Source organism: Flavobacterium algoritolerans (genome assembly GCF_030010385.1).
In the GTDB taxonomy this organism is placed as follows: Bacteria; Bacteroidota; Bacteroidia; order Flavobacteriales; family Flavobacteriaceae; genus Flavobacterium; species Flavobacterium algoritolerans.
This window is the reverse complement of sequence record NZ_JASCRZ010000006.1, coordinates 98,062-118,861: the sequence shown is the minus strand read 5'-3', so window position 1 is coordinate 118,861 and position 20,800 is coordinate 98,062. Positions and strand designations below refer to the sequence as shown.

Below are 20,800 nucleotides of genomic sequence, written 5' to 3'. Positions count from 1 at the left end.
ATTAACTCAATAATTGTTCAATAGAATACATATACTTGTTTAAAGTTAATAAAAAAATCAATATAGTACAAATTGTAGTAAATTTTGTGGAAGTAATTAGTATTCTCTTTTTCTAATTTTGAAATAGTTATAACACTAAAATATAAGACTATGGAAAAGAATAATCAATCAATGACACCAACTATGGTTCCCACAATGGCACAAAATAATGCTCATAAAGATATTCCGGGAAATCCATCTACTGCAAAATCCAGCACAACAAAATTAAATGATCGTTCTAATGGTAAACCGTTACGTTTACTTACTGAAGACGACTGGAAGTTTTGGATTGAAAACGGTTACATTATCATAAAAAATGCTATCCCGAAAGAAAACGCTAAAAAAATGGCTGATTTTCTATGGGAATTTGAAGAGAAAAATCAGAATGATCCAGAAACTTGGTATGCTCCGCCAAGAGCCGAAATGCAAATGAAAGAACTTACCAATAGCGGTATGGTTGAAGTTTACAATCATCAATATCAATGGGATAACCGACAAATGGAAAAAGTATATGATGCGTTTGTAGATATTTGGGGAACCGAGAAATTATGGGTAACCATTGACCGAGCGAATTTGAATTTACCGGTTCGTCCAGGTTTTGATTTCAAAGGATTTATTCATTGGGATTATGATCCGGAGACAAAACCTCAAAACGTGCAAGGGGTTTTAGCTTTGGCTGACCAAATGGATGAAAATATGGGAGGGTTTCAATGTATACCTGATTTATATCGAAATTATGATACTTGGAAACTGACGCAACCTGAAGATAGGAATCGTTTTAAACCGGATGTTGCCGGACTTGAAGATAAATTTGTAAAAGTAAAAATGGAAGCTGGTGATTTATTAATTTTTAATAGCACGCAACCGCATGGGATTCGCCCAAATATTACAAAAGATAAAGTAAGAATGGCACAATATATTTCTATGATGCCAGCTGAAGAGGATAATGAAGAATTGCGTCAATGGAGAGTTAATTCTTGGAAAAATCGCATTGCGCCTGAAGGATATGCGTTTCCTGGAGATCCTCGTAAATGGGAACAAACCAAATATAAAACTGCGGAATTGAGTGATTTAGGAAAAAAATTATTGGGAGTAGAGAAGTGGTAACAAAAAAAGGGATACTATAAGTATCCCTTTTTTATATTTATTAATTTTTAAAACATTTAGATTAAATTCTTCTTAATGTAATTAAAACTTGTTACTGCGGATTCTATCGGATTCGGTTTGTAGTTTGATTCGTGCTCTAAAAAGAAACGTTTCATTCCGGAAAGTTCTGCTTGAGCAAAAATCGATTTAAAATCAATTGCTCCAGTTCCTATTTCGGCATTCAAATCAGGATTTACTTTATCCATATCTTTTACGTGCCACATAGTGAAACGTCCAGGATATTTTTTGAACAATTGCAACGGATCATTACCAGAACGAACAACCCAGTATAAATCCATTTCAAAATCAACTAAGTTTTTATCCGTTTCATTCAATAAAATCTCATATCCGTTCGTTGCTCCGAATTTTGTAAATTCAAAATCATGATTATGATAGGCTAATTTTAAACCTCCTGCTTTACAAAGTTCACCCACTTTATTTATTTGTGAAGCTAGTTTTTTGTAATCATCACCGCTAGTTCCTCTTAATTCGGAAATTATATAAGGTACAGTTACATATTCACTTCCCAAATGATTTGCTGTTTCGATATATGATTTTACAAGATCAGTAGTGCCATCTTTAATCATAGAGTTAAAATCGAAATGATTACTCGTGGCTTTTAAACCGTTATCATCAAGTATCGCCTTAAAATCATGTACAGAAGTTCCAAAAAAGCCTTTGTCTACTGAATAACCAAAAGTTTCCACTTCTGTAAATCCAGCTTTTCCAACTTGGGATAAAACTCCTTTGACATCTTTTGGTAAAGTATCACGTAATGTCCATAATTGAATTCCGATGGCTCTTTTTTTAGAGTCAAAAGCAAATGTAGGAGCAATGGCTAATGCGCCTAATGCTAAACCAGCATTAATTAAAAATTCTCTTCTTTTTATCATGGGTTATTTTTTAGATTAGTTAAATATCACAAATTGCAATAGCCTGCTTCAATGAAGCTAGTTTGTCCGGGTTTTTAGGAATAAATTCTTGTCCTACAAAACCTTTGAAACCAGTTTTTGCAATAGCTTTCATTATTGCTTCGTAATTTAATTCCTGTGTATTATCAATTTCATTTCGTCCGGGAACTCCGGCTGTATGAAAATGTGCAATATATTGATGGTTGTCTCTTATGTTTCTAATCACATCACCTTCATCAATTTGCATGTGATAAATATCATACAGAAGTTTAAAGTTTTCTGAGTTTAAACGTTTTGCTAATTCAACTCCCCATGATGTTCTGTCACATTGGTAATCTTTATGGTCAATTTTGCTGTTTAACAATTCCATCACCAAAATCACATTATGCTTTTCAGCCAATGGAATTAGTTTTTGTAAACCAAGAACACAATTATTCCAACCTTCTTCATCTGTTTTTCCTCTTCGGCTTCCGCTAAAGCAAATTAGATTCTTATAACCGGCTTTAGCCACTAGCGGAATCATTTCGGTATAATTCTTTATAAGTGTTTCATGAAATTTAATATCATTGAAACCATCCACTAAATTAATCTCAGCACCGTTGCACATTGTAGAAACTAAATCATATTTTTTCAATGTTGGCCAAGAGGAAGGTCCTACTAAATCAATACCGGTAATTCCAATTTTCTTAGCCTCAATGCAAAGTGTATCCAAATCAAGACTGTCAAAACACCAACGAGAAACAGAGTGATTTATATTTCCTTTCAACATACCTAATTGTGCTTCTGTATTATTCATTGGCATAGCCAAAGCAGAAAATCCAGAAGGAATTCCCATAGCCGCTGTTCCGGCTAATATTCCTTTTATTGCAGATCTCCTATTTAAATTAGTGCTCATTTTTTATTTTTTATACAGCAGAAGATGTTTCCTCGACTTTGTTTTTTTCATTGAATAAAAGTGCAAAAAGTAAGAATACTGCGAAAGCAATTCCGGCAGGAATTATCCAAACCATTTCCCAATTTATAGCGCCGTCTAACATTTTATAATTGTCCGTTATCCAACCAGCAACTGCAAAACCTATCAACATACCAACTCCGTAAGTAGCTAACGTAATTAGACCTTGAGCGGCACTTTTATATTTTTCTCCTGCTTTTGAATTGGTGTAAATTTGACCAGAAACAAAAAAGAAATCATAGCAAATACCGTGCAAAGCGATACCTATAATAAGCATAAAACTTAAATCATCTCCGTTACCATAAGCAAATAAAACGTAACGAATTGCCCACGCCAACATTCCAACCAAGATTGTTTTCTTGAAGCCAAAACGGGTAAAAAATACAGGAATCAATAATAAAAATAAAGCTTCAGATATTTGACCGATTGCCATTTTTCCAGTAGGATTTTCAACTCCAGCTTCTGTTAAAAATGGATGTGCATTTTGGTAATAAAACGCAAGGGGAATACAAATAAGAATTGATGAGATAAAAAAGATAGCGAAGTTTTTATCCTTCAATAATTTTAAAGCATCAAGACCAATAATATCTCCTATTTTTATTTTTTCATCACTTACTTTTGGTGGTGTTTTTGGTAAAGAAAAACTGAATATACCTAAAACTAAAGCTGCGATTCCTGCTAAAAGGAACGTGTTTTTAAGCATTCCTTCAGAAATTGCTTCTGCAGCATCCCAATGGAAAACAAAACTAATAGACAATCCTGCTAAAATCCAACCAATTGTTCCCCAAACTCTAATATTTGCAAACTCTTTCTCTGGATCTTTCATTTGATTGAAAGAAACTGAATTTACTAATGCTAATGTTGGCATGTATAAAATCATGTAACTAAGAACGTAAGTATAGAACATTCCAACCTCTTCTGACTGATACATTTGATACATTAAAAATGCTCCAATAAGATGAAGTATTCCTAAAATTTTCTCAGCATTAAAATATCGGTCAGCGATTAACCCTATAATAAAAGGTGCAATAATAGCGCCCCATGATTGTGTAGAAAAAATTGCGGCAGTTTCTGATCCAGATGCTTTTAGATTATTCCCCAGAAACGTACCAAGGGTTACAAACCATGCTCCCCAGATAAAAAATTCTAGGAACATCATTATGGATAATTTAATTCGGATGGTGCTATTCATTGGTATTTTGGTTTTATTTTTTTGGTTTTGGTTAATTAGCAGTAATTTATTTTTTAATATTTCATTCTTAATTACATACCGGCTTCACAACCAGTTGTAATTTTCATAGAATTCCATTCTTTAATCTGAATGTTTCTGAACCACACATTATCTCCGTGATCTTGTAATGCAATTTTTCCTTTTTTGAATGCAGCAAAACCAGGCCAAGTAGCAAATTTACTTCCTGCTACCAATGTTTTAAAGTTGGCATCCCAAAGTGTAGTTTCAACTACTTTTACACCATTTAATAACATTGTCAGTTTTCCGAATTTACATACAAGGTCAACAGAATTCCATTCTCCAACTGGTTTAACAGGCTCAGAAGTACTTTTTATTAAATCATACAAATCTCCTGATCTGTGTTTTTCAATTTTTCCGTCAGGGTGACCGTCATTGTCCAATACTTGCATTTCCAATCCAGTTTCGTAAGTATTTTTGAATTTTGTCAAATCTTCGTTTACAAAGAAAATAATACCACTGTTTGCATTTGCTGCTACTTTCCATTCTAATTTTAAATGAAAATTCTCGTATTCTATATCTGTTACAAGATCGCCTCCTTGACCATTTTTGGCAGCGGTAGGGTCAAAATGCAATACACCATCTTCAACTTTCCAACCGGAACCAGCAGTTTTTTTTCCATAAGTATGCCATCCTGTTGTTGATTGTCCATCAAATATTGATTTAAATCCTTTTGCTATTGGTGCTTGTTGTGCATTTGCTGTTTGAATCATTACCATAACAATTAATGAAGTACAAATATTTTTAATCATTTTTAAATTTTTGAATTAATAATTAATCTTGTTTATAAAGTTAAAGCTTTCCAACCTTGGCGATAATCACGTTTTACAAATTGATTAACTTCGTCAAAATTAGTGATTTTCATAGCATCATTATCCCATAATAATTTTGCTGAACGTCCTGGATATACTTCTTCTCCAAGTTCTTCTCTCATCACATCATACCCTCTGATTGCAAGATTTGCCATCAATAAAGCTTCAGTTAATGGTCCGGCAATTTCAAAAGGAGAGCTTAATTCTTTTTTCCCGTAACCTGCAATTGCGGCTTCAACCCATTGTCTGTAATGACCTTCGGAACCATCCTTTACTCTGCTATATTTTTGAGCAACTATGAGATTTTCATTTTTGCTAAGAGGAAGTAAACGAGGATTTAAACCATACGTATCACACATCATTTTTCCTTTAGTTCCAGTGAATAATGTTCCATTTCCACCATCTCCAAAAATTTCATTAGGTCCTAACTCAGCAGGTCTTTCAGGTTGAATTCCTCCATCCATCCAGTGTACCGCTATGTCACCATTTGTTTTTTCAGTTTTTGGAAAAGTTAATGTAACATGACTTGAAGGAGGGCAACTTTCTGGGAAATATCCTCTTTGAAATTCATCTACATAAACAGAACCAACACTACATTGAACATCTTTAGCATATTTTAAATTCAATACACTAAAAGGAGCTTCTAATAAATGACATCCCATATCTCCTAATGCACCTGTACCGTAATCCCACCAACCGCGCCAGTTGAATGGAACTAATTTATTTACATACTCTTTATAAGGGGCTGTTCCTAACCATAAATCCCAATCTAATTCTTTTGGAATATCCGCTTTATTGGCAGACCAAGGAATACCTTGAGGCCAAACTGGACGGTCTGTCCAAGCATGAATAGTGTGAACATCACCAATTAAACCAGCTTCATACCATTCTTTCATTATTCTGGTACCATCATTTGATGCACCTTGATTTCCCATTTGGGTTACCACTTTATATTTTTTGGCCGCTTGAGTCAAAATACGAGCTTCGTAAATATCATGTGCCATAGGCTTTTGAACATAAACATGTTTTCCTAATTGCATAGCAGCAAGCGCTTGAATAGCATGATTATGATCCGGAGTAGAAACTGAAACAGCATCGAAATTTTTATGTTCTTTGTCTAACATTTCACGCCAATCCGTATAAAATTTAGCTTTAGGAAATGCATTTACACTTGCAGCGGCTCTTCTGGTATCTACATCACATAAAAATGAAATATCAGCTTTTCCACTACTTGCGAACATCGCAATATCAGATTTCCCTTTTCCACCAACACCGATACTGGCTATTGATAAACGATCACTTGGTGCTACGAATCCTCTTCCTAAAACATGACGAGGAACAATCATAAAGGCTGCTGCCGCTATAGCTGTTGTTTTTATGAAATCACGACGGTTGTTTGTGATTTTATTCCCTTCTTCTTTTTGTTTCATTTATTTTTAATCCGGTTATAGTTAATAGTAATAAAATAGCTTAATAAATGAAGTGCTTTTCAATATTCTAAAGTTATTTAGAATACTGAAAAGCACCTTTGGAATTATTTTTTTAGGGATAAAATATATTTAGCCATTGATTTTGCATCGTCCTTTTTTAGAGATGTATGAGCGGCCATCGGTATAGTTCCCCAAACTCCAGAACCTCCTTTTATAATTTTACCCGATAAATAAGCAACATTTTTTTCATTAGAAGGATATTTTTTTGCAATATCTAAATAGGAGGGACCTATAAGTTTTTTGTCTAATTTATGACATCCAACACAATCAGATTTTGCAATTAATTTTTCTCCATCGGATGTTTGAAAAATAGCGTTTGATTTTTTAGTGGCTTTAATATATTTTGTATCTAAATTGTCATTAGAAAATGAGGTTAAGCTAATTAAAGCAACCCCAAAAAGCAAATATTTTAATTTCATTTTCATTTCTATTTAAGTTTTATAATCCTAAGTTTTTTCTGTTAAAAGCTTTATTTGTTTCTACCGCAGCAAAATCATCAAATGCTTTATCGGTAACTTTTATAATATGATTTTTTATAAATTCAGCACCTTCACGTGCTCCATCTTCTTGATTTTTAATACAACATTCCCATTCCATAACAGCCCAACCTTTGAAATCATATTGTGCCAGTTTGCTGAAAATAGTTTTAAAATCAATTTGACCATCTCCTGGAGAACGATAACGCCCCGCACGATTTACCCAACTTTGATATCCACCAAAAGTTCCTTGCTTTCCTGTAGGGTTAAACTCGGCATCCTTCACGTGAAAAGCTTTAATCCTTTCGTGATAGAAATCAATATATTGAATGTAGTCTAACTGTTGCAATACAAAATGTGACGGATCGTAAAGTAAACAAGCTCTTGAATGGTTATTTACAGCCTTCAAAAACATTTCATAGGTTTCCCCATCAAATAAATCTTCTCCTGGATGAATTTCATAGCAAAGATCGATCCCATTTTGATCAAACTCATTTAAAATTGGCAACCAACGTTTTGCTAATTCGGCAAAACCGTCTTCAACTAAGCCGGGAGGCCTTTGTGGCCAAGGGTGAAAATATTGCCAAAGCAAAGAACCACTAAAAGTTGCATGTGCATTTAAACCTAAATTTTGGGATGCTTTTGCAGCATATTTCAATTGTTGCACTGCCCATTCTTGTCTGGCTTTAGAATTACCATGTACATTTACAGGGGCAAAAGCATCAAAAAAATCATCGTATGCAGGATGAACCGCAACTAATTGACCTTGTAAGTGAGTTGATAATTCTGTGATTTCTAATCCGTAAGAAGCAATTGTACCTTTAAGTTCTTCTGCATAGGTTTTACTTTCTGCAGCCTTTTGCAAATCAATGAATCGAGTATCTAATGTTGGCATTTGAATACCTTTAAAACCTAAATCAGCAGCCCATTTACAAATTCCATCTAAGGAATTAAAAGGAGCTTCATTACTGATAAATTGGGCTAAAAATACTGCGGGGCCTTGTATTGTTGTCATATTATATTTTGTCTAAAACTTTTATGAATTCCTATTTTATTACAAAACGTAAGGAGTCCATTTTTTATCAGATTGTGATGATGCTACTACGTTATCAATAAATGCCATTCCTCTTAATCCATCTTCAACAGAAGGAAAGTCTAACATTTCAGCTGTAGGTTCTTTACCATCTAACTTGCAACCAAGCGTTAAGGCAAAGTTGCGGTAAATATTAGCAAATGCTTCTAAATAACCTTCTGGATGTCCGCCAGGAGTACGACAATTATGGGTAGCAAATGAAGATAAATGTGCTCCATAATTAGATCCCGCTCTTAAAATCTGCGCTGGTTCATCTAACCATCTAACCATTAAAGTATTTGGGTCGTGTTGGAACCATTCAATTCCACCTTTTTCACCATAAACTCTAATTTTCAAAGCGTTTTCTTCCCCAGCAGCAACTTGAGATGCAATTAAAACTCCTTTTGCGCCATTGTCAAACTTCAACAATACTGCACCATCATCATCCATTAGGCGGCCTTCAACAAGTGTGTTTAATTCTGCACAAACATCTGTAATTTTAGCTCCGGTAATATATTCGGCTAAATGAGAGGCATGGGTTCCAATGTCACCCATTACAGAACTTTTTCCAGATTTTTTAGGATCAGTTCTCCAAGCAGCTTGTGCATTTCCTTCTCTTTCTGATAGTTTACTTAACCATCCTTGAGGATATTCTACCACGACTTTTCTAATCTTACCCAGTTTTCCCTCACTAACCATAGCTTTCGCTTGTTTAACCATTGGATAACCGGAGTAGGTATGCGTTAAACAAAGTATTAATCCTGTCTCTTCTACTTTTTGTTTCAATAGTTTTGCTTCCTCCAATGAAAAAGTCATTGGTTTTTCAATTACTACGTTGAAACCATGTTCCAAAGCCATCATAGCAGGTGCAAAATGTGCAAAATTTGGAGTAACAATAGTAACAAAATCGATTCTTTCGTCAGCAGGTAATGCCGCTTCAGCTTTGATCATTTCGTCATACGTTAAATATGTTCTTGATTCCGGAAGAAACAAGGCTTTACCAGATGCTATTGCTGTTTCTGGGTTTATACTTAATGCACCACAACTTAATTCAATTAGTCCATCCATATTGGCTGCTAAGCGGTGAATTGCACCTATAAAGGCATCTTGGCCACCACCGACCATACCCATTCTTAATTTTCTCATAATGATGAACCTAAATATTTCCTTTTTTTAATTCTTTTACTGCATAATCACAAGCACGAGCCGTTAAAGCCATAAATGTTAATGATGGATTTTGACAAGCAATAGAAGGCATACAAGAACCATCGGTAACAAATACATTGCTTACTTCATGCATTTGATTCCATTTATTTAAAACTGAATCTTTAGGGTCATTACCCATTCTTGCAGTACCCATTTCGTGTATAGCCATTCCAGGATAACAATCGTTATCGTATGTTTTTACATTTTTGATTCCAGAAGCTTCAAGCATTTCAGCAGCATCATTCATCATATCTTCACGCATTTTAGCTTCATTTTCTTTATATTCACAATCAATAGCCAAAACTGGTTGTCCCCATTTGTCTTTTTTGTTGTGATCAATGTAAACTTTGTTTTCATAATAAGGTAACATTTCACCAAAACCACCTAATCCCATACTCCAAGAATCAGCAGGTAATGACATGGTAGATTTAAAGTTTTCGCCAAAAGCTAATTCTGCTACTTCTTTATGCCAAGATCCTCTGCTGGCGCCTCCTTGATAACCAAAACCTCTTAAATAATCACGTTTATCACCACCTACATTCTGGTATCTTGGAATATAAATACCATTTGCTCTTCTTCCGTATGTGTACTTATCTTCAAAACCTTCAGCTGTTCCTTCGGCTCCACAACGGAAATGATGGTCCATTAAATTATGTCCTAACTGCCCGCTGGCGTTACCCATTCCATTTGGATGTGCCTCTGAAGTAGAATTCAATAAAATGAATGTTGATCCTAATGTAGAACCATTTACAAAAACAATTTTAGCATAAAACTCCATAGTTTCATTTGTTTCTGCATCAATAACCATTACACCTTTTGCCTTTTTTGTGTCTTTATCATAAATGATATGATTAACAATAGAGTAGGGTCTTACTGTTAATCTATTAGTAGCCATAGCTGCAGGTAATGTAGATGATTGCGTGCTGAAATAAGCTCCAAACGGGCAACCACGACTACATAAATTTCTATATTGACAACTTCCACGACCTTTATGAGGTACAGTTAAGTTAGCCGTACGACCAATGGTTAAAATACGTGTTCTGTTATAATGTTTTTCTAATCTTTCTTTAACTGATTTTTCTACACAGTTTAAATCCATTGGAGGCAAAAATTTACCATCTGGTAAAAGAGGCCAGTTTTCTGCTTGACCACTGATTCCTGCAAATTTCTCTACATAATCATACCATTTAGTAAGGTCTTTATAACGAATAGGCCAGTCATTACCATGACCATCTTTGGCATTATCTTCAAAATTATGGTCACTGAAACGGTAACTTTGACGACCCCACATTAAAGACTTTCCTCCCACATGAAATCCTCTGTACCAGTCAAAACGTTTGTCTTCTGTATACGGGCATTCTAAGTCATTAACCCACCATTTTTCGGTAGCTTCATTATAGGGATAATCACGAGTTTGTACTGGATGTGTTCTTTTTTGTTCTTCGGTAAGTTTACCTGCATGTTCAAATTCCCAAGGAGCTTTCATTGCAGATTCGTAATCTTTTACGTGCTCAATGTTCATACCGCGTTCCAACATCAAAACTTTTAAACCTTTTTCAGTAAGTTCTTTTGCTGCCCAACCACCACTAATTCCTGATCCTATTACAATAGCATCATATGTATTTTCCTCTTTTAAATTCGTATTTATATTCACGTGTAGTATTTTTATTTAATAAAATAGTTTAAAACAAAAGGTTCAATAACAATTAGTTGGTAGCCCAAGCTTTTTGTCCAGGTTTGTAATCAGCATTTCCATCATATCTACCAGGAACTGGAAGGTATTCACGTGCTTGTGTACAGCCTATTTCTGAAGAGTAATACCCTAGAAGTGTCAAATCCCTAGCAATCAAAAAGAAAGAAGGTGCTTTTCCATTAGCTATTGTTTCGTCTTTTAAAGCTTCCATTAATTTCTGACGCTCTTCTATTGACATTGCCAAGAAATCTTTATTAAAATCTTTCAAGCATTTTGCTTGCATATCTTTCATTCCTGATGCAAAAATCTCTTGCATCTGTGCTGGATAACAATCTCTAATCATCATAGGAATAAAAGGGCCAAGTCCTGCGGCTTTAGCTCCTGGTGAAGATGCTGTCGTCGGTATGATAATATCGGCAAATTCAGCTAAAACTTCTTCATCCGAAGCGGAAAAAAACACTCGATTTTTCTCTTTTTCAGGCAAAGTAAAACTTTCAAATAAAACGCCCATCGTAGTTGCTGAGATTGCGCTTCCCATCAAAAACGCAACGCTTTTAAGTGCTTCTCTTCTATTCATTTGTTAATTATTAAAATTGATTACTATTCTTAAATTATTATAACCTTACAATAATAAAGAAAAAAAAAATAGCTTAGTTTTTTTTATGTTAATTTATTGAATAATTCCATTTTTTTCAAATTATTAAGGGAATCACTTTAAAAAATTCATTAAACACTATCTGTAATCTGTTAAAACAAGAAAAAAAAAAAATTACATAAGACTAATAATCCTTTTTTTTGTTGTTTTTAGTTTAATTTAATCAGTTTTAACTTATAAAATTTTAAGCGATTTCCATTTTAAGCAATTTCAATGCGTTATAATGACATTATTACTAAAAATTAATCTTAAAAATAAATTTTATATAGCTCGACTAAATATGGTTTTGCATTTAAGAATAAAGGCCTTTGTTTTGAATAAGATAATATAGACAAATGAGGATCTAAATTGAAATAAAATTAAAAGTAAAAGTTCGAAAAACTTAAAGCTTGACAATATAAATAATTTACCTCTCAAATAATCCAAGTGTTCCACCCACCCAATCTTTATCTTTATTGAATTTAACGCCTATCATTTCGCCACGACTTAATCGCACCAAATTACACAATAGAGTAGGTTCGGCATCATTTTTTTTCCAAACACAGAGTACACGGACTTCGGCTTTTACTTTCCCATCAGGAGATTGTACAATAGGAAGGTAGTTTACCTTTTTTTGAAGAATATAAAGTTCTTTTTCGACAACTGCTTCAATATCCTCTTTTGTTACATGAAAAATAACTCCTGTTCCTGAGAAGGAAAAGAGTGGTTTTAGAACATAATTTTCTAAATCTTGTGGGATTTCTTTGAGCTCACTTAATAAAGTTGTTTCGATGAAATATTTCCCTTTTAAGAATGGTAAAATAAATTTACTGATTCGAAAAAACCAGTTGGGATGTCCAGCCCATTCCACATCAAGTTCATCAGAGAAATGAAAGTTTAATTTCAAATCCGTTCGCAAATCCAATTCATCGAAAATAACCCGATTATAGATTCTTTTTACAAGAATTTCATCGCCTTTTTCATTTTTATAGAACAGTTGTTTGCCTTTCTTTATGAGTTCAGTAACGCAAACTATCGGTATACCAATATCTCTTCGGCAATAATAAAAGTCAATCTTTGTATTTTGTTTTTCGGGTTCAATTTCAAGGAGAATAACATTTTCTTTTGGATGGTTATTGCAAATTGCTTCTTCCAAAATATCCAAATATTCCTGAGGTTCAATGTTATTGATAAATGGGGTTAACTCATTGAGGAATGAATAGTGGTTCTTGAATTTATCATATAAATTAATCTGATAATTATACAAAGAAGGAAATCCTTGTACTTCAATAAGTTTAGGAATAACAGCTCCGTCTTCTTCACAAATTCCAAAATCAATTGCTAAAAAAGTGGTGTGCTCATCCTCTTTTGAAACTTTATGATTTAGTTCTAACGACTTATCTGTTAATAACTTAAAGTCTTCTTTTTGAATAAAAGAAATAACTTCATTACAACCTTCAATCAATTGGTTTTTAAGCTCTTTAGAAATAAAAAAAGGCGTTTCACCTAAACGGAAGGTAGGCATATAATTAAAATCGGAAGCAATATCATCTTTAAATTCCTGATATTTCTTTTCTGTAAATTGAGCATTAAATAACTCCCGATATTTTGAAATCATCTCGAAATGAATTTATTAATTAGAAAGCATTTTCTTTGTTTTCATCAAGTCATTAATAGCAGTTCTTAGAAAGTTTGGAATCAAGGTTTCATTAGTTCGGTATATTTTATCATCATCTAATAAATCTTCCAACATATTTCTAAACTTCCTTTTTCCTTTCATAGCCCTAATTTTTTCTTTTGCCTGTTTGTTTCTTAAATGAGAGACAAAACTTATTGGATCTGCTTCGGGATGGAATTGAGTACCTACAAAATAATCTGTAAAGCGAACCGCCATGATAGCACGCTCGTATTGAACATGATCTCTAATTTTCTCCAACGAAATAATTTTAGCTCCTTTTTTGGCAAAAACACTAAGCTTAGGCTGTACTACTTGATAATCTCTGGAATCAATTGCATAAAAAGGATCTGCAAGTCCTTCAAATAAAGGATCTGTAACTCCTTCTTTGGTTTTATGAATGGTCATTACACCAAAAGAAGTATCATTTCTTCGGGTAACCGTGGCCAACCCAAAATGCAAGCAAGCCATTTGAAAAGAATGACAAATGAACAGTACATGCTTTTTAACCGCATTTTCACTATTCCATTTGTTCAACGAATCAATAAACGCATAATATTTCACATCCCAATTTCCATCTCCAATTAATGGATTCCCTGGACCACCGGTAGAAATATAAATATCAAATTCTTTAATATCCGGTAATTCACATTTTACCCGAACATCGAATATTTCAAAACTAACTACAGGACTGAACCTGTTTACAACATCAATTATACAACGCATCCCCTGATTAGGTTCCCCTTTGTACATATCTAAAAGCGCTATTTTTATAATTTTATTCGACATAACTATTTTTAAAAAACGATGCGCAAAGATAATTTATATTTTACAATCCCTTTGTAAATTCGCCAGTTATAAAGTCCACGACTTTGCAAAGATCACCTGTTTCTTCAAAAACAGTTAATTGTTTGTCAGCTCCGGTTCCATTTTTCAAAATTTCATGAACATAATTAATATCCTCACGGCTTCCCAGTTCATCAACAACATCGTCAATAAAGTCTAATAATTCTAAGATGAGCATTTTAGTTTCCACTTCTTTTTGAAGTCCAAAATCAATCATATTATTATCGATTCCATAGCGGGCAGCACGAAATTTATTCTCCTTAATCAACGCCAATCGATAAATATTGAAACTCGTATTGTTCATGTTCAATTTGTAGAGTTTAGCCACAATTGCTTGAATAATCGCTACTATGCAAATGGTTTCATCAACTGTTAAACACATGTCACAAATCCTGAATTCTATCGTATTATAAAAAGGATGCAAGCGTAAATCCCACCAAATTTTCTTTGGATTATCGATACAATTTGTTTTTACCAAAGTATCTAAATAGTTTTCGTACGAACTTACAGAATCAAAATATTCTGGTAATCCAGTTCTTGGAAACTTATCAAAAACTTTAGTCCTAAAGGATTTATAACCCGTTTTTCTTCCTTCCCAAAAAGGGGAATTTGTCGAAAGCGCAAATATGTGAGGCAGGAAATAGGTCGCTTGATTCATCAATTGCAAACCAATTTCGCGGTTTTCAATACCTACGTGACAATGCATTCCAAAAATCAAATTAGAACGTGCCGCATCTTGTAATTCATTAACAATATCGTGGTATCTTGGGTCGTCAGTTATGGGTTGATCTTGCCATTTTGAAAATGGATGTGTCCCTGCACCACCAACAATAAGATCTTGTTTATCCGCTAATTCAACGATTTTTGAACGCAGAAACCGAATCTCATTTTTGGCATCATTAACGCTATGGCAAATATTGGTACCAACTTCCACCACTGATTGGTGCATTTCGGCCTTAACTTGCTCATTTAAAATTATTTTGGCACCATCCACAATTTTTGACAAATGCGAGCGTAAATCTCTCGTTTCAGGATCAATAATTTGATATTCTTCTTCTACACCAAGTGTAAAAACAGGTAATTTTTTCATTAATTTATTTTTTTAGGAGCTATTTACTCCGTCAGTTCGCTTCGCTCGTGTCCACTTTCCGTTTCAATCTTTTTTTGTCCTGAAAAAGTTCAGAACAAAAAAGGATTTTCACTTTAATCGGGACTAGGGTATTCGACAATCAATAGCATCTTATTTCCCGGCAGCGGCATCTTTTATAAAAGTTCCCCAAGTTAAATTTATCTTTCCTGGTTTTTGTTTTTTTGCAGCAGCAATAGCCATTTTAGCAGCTTCTTCAACTACCCATTCAAAGTTTTCAGCACCCACCGAAGTCAACTCGGCATCAGGCGCAGGATTTCCAAAATCAATCGCATACGGAATTCCGTCACGAACTGCGAATTCTACCGTATTAAAGTCATATCCTAAACCTTTACAAAGACGCAAAGTGTAGTCTTTTATAATTGCCAATAACTTTTTATCTACTGGAGGTCCATCAATTACATAGCGCAAATGATGCGGATTTCTAGGTTCGTATTGCATAATTCGAACAGCTTTGCAGCCCAAACAATACACTCTGAAATACTCCGTAAAAACAATTTCTTCTTGTAACATCATTACTAATTGCCCTGTTTCCTGATGTTTTTCCCAAAACTCTTCTTTGTTTTCTAATCGGTATACATTTTTCCAACCTCCGCCAGCGTACGGTTTCATGTAAGCCGGAAATCCAATGTAGTCAAAGATTCCTTCCCAATCCATTGGGTATTTTAAATTTCGGAATGATTTTCCGGTTGTATCAGTAGGATGTTCAGCTGAAGGAAGAATCACCGTATTAGGCAATGGAACTCCAAGCGTATCTGCCAAAGCATTATTAAAAAACTTATCATCAGCACTCCACCAAAAAGGATTGTTAATTACATTGGTTCCTGTTAAAGCGGCATTTTTTAAATAAGCACGATAAAAAGGAACGTCTTGCGAAATTCGGTCAATAATTACTGCATATTCACCGTCTTGATTTTGAACCACTTTATCAATTGCAACAGCTTCGGCAATGATTCCTTTTTCATTTTTTGAATTGACACGATCAATAAATGCTTGCGGAAAGGTGTCTTCCATTCCAAATAAAATTCCGATTTTTTTCATCTTGATACGTTTATAATTTTAAAAAAATTTAATTCTTGATAAATAATGTGGAAACATTTCTTTCCATACAGGCCAGTCGTGCTTGCGTTCCTGACGAATATCCAACCAATGATGAATATTCCTGTCACTAAGTACTTTGCTTAATTTTAGATTAGCATCAAAACAAATATCCCAGTTAGAAGTCCCTAAAACGATATCCATATTCCATAATTCATAATCATCTAGTCCGTATAAATAATCTTCAGGACTGTTATAGAACACATCATCATTGTGAAAACCATCCATAAAACTTTTAATGTTGAATGCACCGCTCATCGAGAACATATGACTCACGTAACCTGGATGACGGAAAGCAAAATTTGCCGCATGATAACCACCAAAACTGCAACCTGCTACAGCAACTTTTCCTGAGGAAGTATTATTCTTTATCTTTTCAACAATTTCATGACAAATCATTTTATCGTATCTGACATGATTTTCTATGCGATGTACTGGATGAATATTTTTATTGTAAAAACTGTCTTTGTCGATACTGTCCGGACAAAATATTTGGATTAAACCCTGATCGATATACCATCTTGCGGAATCAATCAATCCCATATCCTTATTTTCATGGTAACTGCCCATAGAAGTGGGAAATAAAATAATAGGATATCCTGCGTGTCCAAAAACTAACATTTCAATATCCCTGTTAAGATTGGGTGAATGCCATTTAAAATATTCTTCCTTCATAACTTTATTTTTAACAATTATAATGAAAAAATTCGTGCAAATGACATAAATATTTATGCTTAATTAAGATTTATTGTATAAAACATTACGATTGTCAAATTGTAATTTAATTGTAAAATTTGAATGAATATGTCGCTGTTTTTTAAATTATAAACAACAAATCAATTCCTTTTAACATATTTATAAAATTAAAAAAATCAAGATTCCTTTTTTTAGTTTTCCTTTAATTCAAACAATTGGACTTGACTTTTTAGTCTTTCAATTAACATGCTCATCATTCTTTTATTGATATTTGACGAGTTTTTTATATAAACGGCATATTCATCCAAAGTGAATAATGCGATTATCATTCCTTTTAAAGCATTTCTAAACTTGATGTCTTTTTGGATAGCATTTTCTATAACCGATAATTTTTTTTCAACGGTGTAGCTATAAAAATCTGCTTTGTTTTTTGCTACATAATTAATGAATGAAGCTATAAACAAATCGTTTTGTAGTTTTAAAATAGGCCTAAGTACTTCATTTTGAAATGATTCTTCGGTTGAAGATTGATTGGTTACGGAGCCTATTGTTTGTCCTCTGAATTCTTTTAAAAACGTATCACGTTCGCTCATTTTTTTTTCTTTAAAAATAAAGAAAATAGCCATAAGAAAAGTTTATTTTTGCAGATATAAAGAAAAATTATGCGATTTCATACTAGGAAATGGGTAAAACCAGAAGATCTAAACCCTAACGGAACATTATTTGGAGGTAAATTACTGGCTTGGATTGATGAAGAATTGGCCTTATACACCATTATTCAATTAGAAAATACCAGAATTGTAACCAAGCACATGTCGGAAATCAACTTCAGAAGCTCAGCAAAACAAGGTGATATTATAGAAATTGGTATTGATGTTTTAAAATTTGGAAATACTTCGCTAACGCTAAAATGTGAAGCTAGAAATATGATGACACGCGAAACAATTATCACGATTGATCACACTACAATGGTAAATTTAGATGGTAACGGAAAACCAAAAGCACACGGAAAAACCGAAATTGAATTTGTTAAGAATCGCTTGTAATTAGATTTAATATTTTCGCTTTTACTTTGAAAATCGATTAAGGATTTCCATTGTTTTATCAGTGTCTTTTTTATCTACAAAAATATGGTCGTGATAAAAAGCGGCTACCACATTGCAACTTATTCCTTCCTGCGAAAGAGCATTGGAGAAAGCAGCGGTTAATCCAACAGCTTCCAGTGAAGAATGAACGGTTAAAGTAACCCAAGAAGCAATAAAAGAATATTCTAATTTTAGACTATCGGCAAATTCCTTCTTGATCACTATGGTAGTACCTTCCTGCTCTTTGAATGTCATAATGACATCGTTAAGATTTAGATTTGCCAAATCATCAACCACACAAAAGACATATTCTCCTAAAGTATGTTCCGGTTTCATTTTTTTAAGCAACTTCTCTAAGTCTTTTTCTCCGCTCATTTTAATGTAGAATGCATTTAAAATTTTTTATACTTTGAAATCATTTTCGGATACCGTTTCAAAAATTTCCAAATCAAAATATTTTACAGAAGCAATAATATGATCAAATATATCCGACATGATGTACTCGTAATTCTCAAATCGCTTGTCATGTGAAAAGGCATAAACCTCGAGAGGAACTCCGTGTGATGTAGATTGTAATTGACGACAAAGCATCAACATATCCTTATTTAATCCCGGATAATTGAATAAATATTCTGTAATGTATTTTCGAAACAAACCTAAATTAGTCAAATTTCGTCCGTTAATCGCAATAGATTTATCAATTTTATGGCTAGAATTATATTCGTCTATTTCTAATTTTCGGGTGTCAATATAATCTGATATCAGATGGATTTTCTTCAAGTCACTCAATTCTGCTTCTTCCAAAAATCGGATACTGCTCGTTTTAATAAGAATGTGTCTTTTGATACGTCTTCCATCTGAATTCAGCATTCCGCGCCAGTTTTGAAACGAATCGGAGCTTAAACTGTATGTTGGAATTGTAGTGGTTGTATTGTCAAAATTTCGGACTTTTACTGTTGCCAAATTTATTTCAATTACATCTCCATCGGCACCAAATTTATCCATCGTAATCCAGTCGCCAATTCGAACCATATCGTTTATGGATACTTGAACGCTGGAGACAAAACCTAAAATTGTATCTCTGAAAATCAAAATTATTACCGCAGAAACAGCTCCTAAAATGGTTAAAAGCTCTTTTTGGTCAATATCAAATAATTTAGAAATAATCACTGTAATCCCAACTGCCCAAAGAACAATCATGATTACTTGAATAAAACTGTCAATAGGTTTATCGCTGTATCTTGGTTTTAGCTTTAAATAATCTCGTAATGCATTGAAAATAGTTCGGATAATCCATAAAACAAGCAGTACAATATAAATCCCAACAAGTTTTCCAAAAACGCCTTCCCAATATTCATATCGTTCCAGAATAATTGGAACCGATTTATAAATAAACAATAGCGGAATTAAATGTGCAATGTATTTAGCCGTTTTATTAGATACTAATAAATCATCAAATTTGGTTTTAGTTTTCTGGGCGATTACCGCCATAATTGTTACCAAAATAAGACGAAAGACTACATAAATAGCATATGCCAATACGCAAAGTATAGCAATATTTATAAACAGACTCAGGTAAGAAGCAAAACTGCTGCCTAATCCCCATTTTCTGAATATAGGATATAGAAAATTGAATATTTTTTCTATTAATTTATACATTTTTCAAGTATTTCTTTTCTATGTAAAAAGTACCAAAAGGAGGAATTGACGCAATACAAATGATAAAATACTTTTTTAAATCCCACTTTTCACTAAACTTTAAAATTGTTGCCAAAATAATGTAGGCAGTAAATAATACGCCGTGAGCCATTCCAATGTGTTTGACATAAATAGGATCATTAAAAATGTATTTCATTGGCATAGCAAAGAAAAATAACAATAAGGCAGATATACCTTCTACTATTGCTGTAACCTTAAAAATCTTAAGCATTTATTTTATTTTAAGTGATAATTGACAAAATTAAGTATTATCATTGATTTTCGATGCATTCCTTCCTAAAGTAAATTACTTTTGTATTCTTAAACTTTGATAATGAGCAAACGCGATTTAAAAAAATATTTAGCCGAACTTAATAAGGAGCAACTCGAAGAACAAATTATTGAATTGTACGAGAAATTCAGCCCCGTAAAAGTCTATTATAATTTTGTTTTTAATCCAAAGGAAGAAACGCTTTCACAGGAATGCAAGCTCAAAATTTCGAATGAATATTACCCTTTAAAAAAGGCAGGAAGACGCAGTAAACCAAAAATGAGGCGTTCCGTTGCCCAAAAATACATCAAGCATTTTACACTTTTGGGTGTAGATCCATTCATAATTGCAGATGTAATGCTCTATAACATCGAAATTGCACAAACATTCTCCTCTGAACACATCGTAAAGCAAGACTTATTTTTTAAAAGTATGTTCAATTCTTTTGAGCAAGCCGTTATTTTCTTGATTGCAAATGGAATACTTAATGATTTCAAAACAAGAATAATAGGAATTCATACCGAAACCATCAACCAAAAGTGGTTCAACGAACCGGAGTTTAATGCTATAATAGAGCGATTTGAATATTGAGCGGTTGCATAAT

At 33.4% G+C, this 20,800-nt stretch carries 22 protein-coding genes; 3 read left to right on the top strand and 19 right to left on the bottom strand.

Translation table 11 applies throughout. The annotated features are described in order from the left end of the window. Nucleotides 1-150: 150 nt before the first annotated feature. Nucleotides 151-1,146, top strand: a complete 996-nt coding sequence (locus QLS65_RS13270) for a phytanoyl-CoA dioxygenase family protein (protein WP_282718335.1) — start codon at nt 151-153, stop codon at nt 1,144-1,146. Between the two features lie 56 nt (nt 1,147-1,202). Here the strand turns inward: QLS65_RS13270 and QLS65_RS13265 are convergent, their stop codons facing one another. The 16 genes from QLS65_RS13265 to QLS65_RS13190 all read right to left on the bottom strand — a co-directional run bounded on the left by QLS65_RS13265 (nt 1,203) and on the right by QLS65_RS13190 (nt 17,735). Continuing rightward, nucleotides 1,203-2,078, bottom strand: coding sequence for a sugar phosphate isomerase/epimerase family protein (locus QLS65_RS13265; RefSeq protein ID WP_282718334.1), 876 nt, complete (start codon nt 2,076-2,078; stop codon nt 1,203-1,205). Between the two features lie 19 nt (nt 2,079-2,097). Continuing rightward, on the bottom strand, nt 2,098-2,991 hold the full coding sequence (locus QLS65_RS13260) for a hydroxypyruvate isomerase family protein (RefSeq protein ID WP_282718333.1): 894 nt from the start codon (nt 2,989-2,991) through the stop codon (nt 2,098-2,100). A gap of 10 nt (nt 2,992-3,001) precedes the next feature. Next, nucleotides 3,002-4,240, bottom strand: coding sequence for a nucleoside permease (locus tag QLS65_RS13255; RefSeq protein WP_282718332.1), 1,239 nt, complete (start codon nt 4,238-4,240; stop codon nt 3,002-3,004). A gap of 71 nt (nt 4,241-4,311) precedes the next feature. Further along, nucleotides 4,312-5,049 carry a 3-keto-disaccharide hydrolase gene (locus QLS65_RS13250; protein WP_282712970.1) on the bottom strand — a complete coding sequence of 246 codons (738 nt, stop codon included), beginning with the start codon at nt 5,047-5,049 and terminating at the stop codon, nt 4,312-4,314. A 32-nt stretch (nt 5,050-5,081) separates the two neighbouring features. Then, entirely contained in the window at nt 5,082-6,539 is a 1,458-nt protein-coding gene (locus QLS65_RS13245) for a Gfo/Idh/MocA family protein (protein WP_282718331.1), read from the bottom strand. A 104-nt stretch (nt 6,540-6,643) separates the two neighbouring features. After that, the gene (locus QLS65_RS13240) at nt 6,644-7,018 is read right to left on the bottom strand and encodes a c-type cytochrome (RefSeq protein ID WP_099716336.1); all 375 of its coding nucleotides are present in this window, start codon (nt 7,016-7,018) and stop codon (nt 6,644-6,646) included. Between the two features lie 19 nt (nt 7,019-7,037). Next, complete coding sequence (locus tag QLS65_RS13235; protein ID WP_099715524.1) at nt 7,038-8,090, bottom strand: sugar phosphate isomerase/epimerase family protein; 1,053 nt, start codon at nt 8,088-8,090, stop codon at nt 7,038-7,040. A 39-nt stretch (nt 8,091-8,129) separates the two neighbouring features. Continuing rightward, nucleotides 8,130-9,293, bottom strand: coding sequence for a Gfo/Idh/MocA family protein (locus QLS65_RS13230; RefSeq protein WP_282712973.1), 1,164 nt, complete (start codon nt 9,291-9,293; stop codon nt 8,130-8,132). 10 nt (nt 9,294-9,303) lie between these two features. Further along, nucleotides 9,304-11,007, bottom strand: a complete 1,704-nt coding sequence (locus QLS65_RS13225) for a GMC oxidoreductase (protein WP_282718330.1) — start codon at nt 11,005-11,007, stop codon at nt 9,304-9,306. Between the two features lie 52 nt (nt 11,008-11,059). Then, nucleotides 11,060-11,623, bottom strand: coding sequence for a gluconate 2-dehydrogenase subunit 3 family protein (locus QLS65_RS13220; RefSeq protein ID WP_282712975.1), 564 nt, complete (start codon nt 11,621-11,623; stop codon nt 11,060-11,062). Nucleotides 11,624-12,107: 484 nt separating this feature from the next. Then, nucleotides 12,108-13,298 (bottom strand): hypothetical protein, encoded by a 1,191-nt coding sequence (locus QLS65_RS13215; RefSeq protein ID WP_282718329.1) that lies wholly within the window; start codon nt 13,296-13,298, stop codon nt 12,108-12,110. Nucleotides 13,299-13,313: 15 nt separating this feature from the next. Further along, nucleotides 13,314-14,144 carry a type 1 glutamine amidotransferase gene (locus QLS65_RS13210; RefSeq protein WP_099715529.1) on the bottom strand — a complete coding sequence of 277 codons (831 nt, stop codon included), beginning with the start codon at nt 14,142-14,144 and terminating at the stop codon, nt 13,314-13,316. 40 nt (nt 14,145-14,184) lie between these two features. Then, a complete protein-coding gene (locus tag QLS65_RS13205; RefSeq protein ID WP_099715530.1) occupies nt 14,185-15,291 on the bottom strand; it encodes a carboxylate-amine ligase in 1,107 nt (368 codons plus the stop codon). A gap of 150 nt (nt 15,292-15,441) precedes the next feature. Then, nucleotides 15,442-16,389 carry an ATP-grasp domain-containing protein gene (locus QLS65_RS13200; protein ID WP_282718328.1) on the bottom strand — a complete coding sequence of 316 codons (948 nt, stop codon included), beginning with the start codon at nt 16,387-16,389 and terminating at the stop codon, nt 15,442-15,444. A gap of 18 nt (nt 16,390-16,407) precedes the next feature. After that, entirely contained in the window at nt 16,408-17,121 is a 714-nt protein-coding gene (locus QLS65_RS13195; protein WP_282718327.1) for an esterase family protein, read from the bottom strand. Nucleotides 17,122-17,333: 212 nt separating this feature from the next. Continuing rightward, nucleotides 17,334-17,735: a glyoxalase gene (locus tag QLS65_RS13190; protein WP_099715533.1), complete on the bottom strand. Its 402-nt coding sequence runs from the start codon at nt 17,733-17,735 to the stop codon at nt 17,334-17,336. Between the two features lie 69 nt (nt 17,736-17,804). Here QLS65_RS13190 and QLS65_RS13185 point away from each other — a divergent pair, with 69 nt between their 5' ends. Further along, nucleotides 17,805-18,188, top strand: coding sequence for an acyl-CoA thioesterase (locus QLS65_RS13185; protein ID WP_099715534.1), 384 nt, complete (start codon nt 17,805-17,807; stop codon nt 18,186-18,188). A 21-nt stretch (nt 18,189-18,209) separates the two neighbouring features. Here QLS65_RS13185 and QLS65_RS13180 read toward each other — a convergent pair whose 3' ends face one another. From QLS65_RS13180 to QLS65_RS13170, 3 genes are read right to left on the bottom strand one after another with little or no spacing between them, the layout of a single operon-like run. After that, nucleotides 18,210-18,602, bottom strand: a complete 393-nt coding sequence (locus QLS65_RS13180; RefSeq protein ID WP_282712977.1) for an ACT domain-containing protein — start codon at nt 18,600-18,602, stop codon at nt 18,210-18,212. A gap of 27 nt (nt 18,603-18,629) precedes the next feature. Then, nucleotides 18,630-19,886 carry a mechanosensitive ion channel family protein gene (locus tag QLS65_RS13175; RefSeq protein ID WP_099715536.1) on the bottom strand — a complete coding sequence of 419 codons (1,257 nt, stop codon included), beginning with the start codon at nt 19,884-19,886 and terminating at the stop codon, nt 18,630-18,632. Beyond that, on the bottom strand, nt 19,879-20,157 hold the full coding sequence (locus tag QLS65_RS13170) for a DUF3817 domain-containing protein (protein ID WP_282712979.1): 279 nt from the start codon (nt 20,155-20,157) through the stop codon (nt 19,879-19,881). The genes QLS65_RS13175 and QLS65_RS13170 overlap by 8 nt, the downstream gene beginning before the upstream one ends. A 102-nt stretch (nt 20,158-20,259) precedes the next feature. On the opposite strand from QLS65_RS13170, the gene QLS65_RS13165 reads away from it, so the two are divergent. After that, entirely contained in the window at nt 20,260-20,787 is a 528-nt protein-coding gene (locus tag QLS65_RS13165) for a DUF6155 family protein (protein ID WP_282718326.1), read from the top strand. The last annotated feature ends 13 nt before the right edge of the window (nt 20,788-20,800 follow it).

Bases quoted from the DNA above. Each gene is read 5' to 3' on its own strand.
- QLS65_RS13240 (WP_099716336.1), bottom strand. From the start codon at position 7,018: ATGAAATTAAAATATTTGCTTTTTGGGGTTGCTTTAATTAGCTTAACC.
- QLS65_RS13200 (WP_282718328.1), bottom strand. From the start codon at position 16,389: ATGAAAAAAATCGGAATTTTATTTGGAATGGAAGACACCTTTCCGCAA.
- QLS65_RS13195 (WP_282718327.1), bottom strand. From the start codon at position 17,121: ATGAAGGAAGAATATTTTAAATGGCATTCACCCAATCTTAACAGGGAT.
- QLS65_RS13170 (WP_282712979.1), bottom strand. From the start codon at position 20,157: ATGCTTAAGATTTTTAAGGTTACAGCAATAGTAGAAGGTATATCTGCC.
- QLS65_RS13215 (WP_282718329.1), bottom strand. From the start codon at position 13,298: ATGATTTCAAAATATCGGGAGTTATTTAATGCTCAATTTACAGAAAAG.
- QLS65_RS13180 (WP_282712977.1), bottom strand. From the start codon at position 18,602: ATGAGCGGAGAAAAAGACTTAGAGAAGTTGCTTAAAAAAATGAAACCG.
- QLS65_RS13255 (WP_282718332.1), bottom strand. From the start codon at position 4,240: ATGAATAGCACCATCCGAATTAAATTATCCATAATGATGTTCCTAGAA.
- QLS65_RS13230 (WP_282712973.1), bottom strand. From the start codon at position 9,293: ATGAGAAAATTAAGAATGGGTATGGTCGGTGGTGGCCAAGATGCCTTT.
- QLS65_RS13245 (WP_282718331.1), bottom strand. From the start codon at position 6,539: ATGAAACAAAAAGAAGAAGGGAATAAAATCACAAACAACCGTCGTGAT.
- QLS65_RS13270 (WP_282718335.1), top strand. From the start codon at position 151: ATGGAAAAGAATAATCAATCAATGACACCAACTATGGTTCCCACAATG.
- QLS65_RS13260 (WP_282718333.1), bottom strand. From the start codon at position 2,991: ATGAGCACTAATTTAAATAGGAGATCTGCAATAAAAGGAATATTAGCC.
- QLS65_RS13250 (WP_282712970.1), bottom strand. From the start codon at position 5,049: ATGATTAAAAATATTTGTACTTCATTAATTGTTATGGTAATGATTCAA.
- QLS65_RS13175 (WP_099715536.1), bottom strand. From the start codon at position 19,886: ATGTATAAATTAATAGAAAAAATATTCAATTTTCTATATCCTATATTC.
- QLS65_RS13220 (WP_282712975.1), bottom strand. From the start codon at position 11,623: ATGAATAGAAGAGAAGCACTTAAAAGCGTTGCGTTTTTGATGGGAAGC.
- QLS65_RS13165 (WP_282718326.1), top strand. From the start codon at position 20,260: ATGAGCAAACGCGATTTAAAAAAATATTTAGCCGAACTTAATAAGGAG.
- QLS65_RS13235 (WP_099715524.1), bottom strand. From the start codon at position 8,090: ATGACAACAATACAAGGCCCCGCAGTATTTTTAGCCCAATTTATCAGT.
- QLS65_RS13185 (WP_099715534.1), top strand. From the start codon at position 17,805: ATGCGATTTCATACTAGGAAATGGGTAAAACCAGAAGATCTAAACCCT.
- QLS65_RS13265 (WP_282718334.1), bottom strand. From the start codon at position 2,078: ATGATAAAAAGAAGAGAATTTTTAATTAATGCTGGTTTAGCATTAGGC.
- QLS65_RS13210 (WP_099715529.1), bottom strand. From the start codon at position 14,144: ATGTCGAATAAAATTATAAAAATAGCGCTTTTAGATATGTACAAAGGG.
- QLS65_RS13205 (WP_099715530.1), bottom strand. From the start codon at position 15,291: ATGAAAAAATTACCTGTTTTTACACTTGGTGTAGAAGAAGAATATCAA.
- QLS65_RS13190 (WP_099715533.1), bottom strand. From the start codon at position 17,735: ATGAGCGAACGTGATACGTTTTTAAAAGAATTCAGAGGACAAACAATA.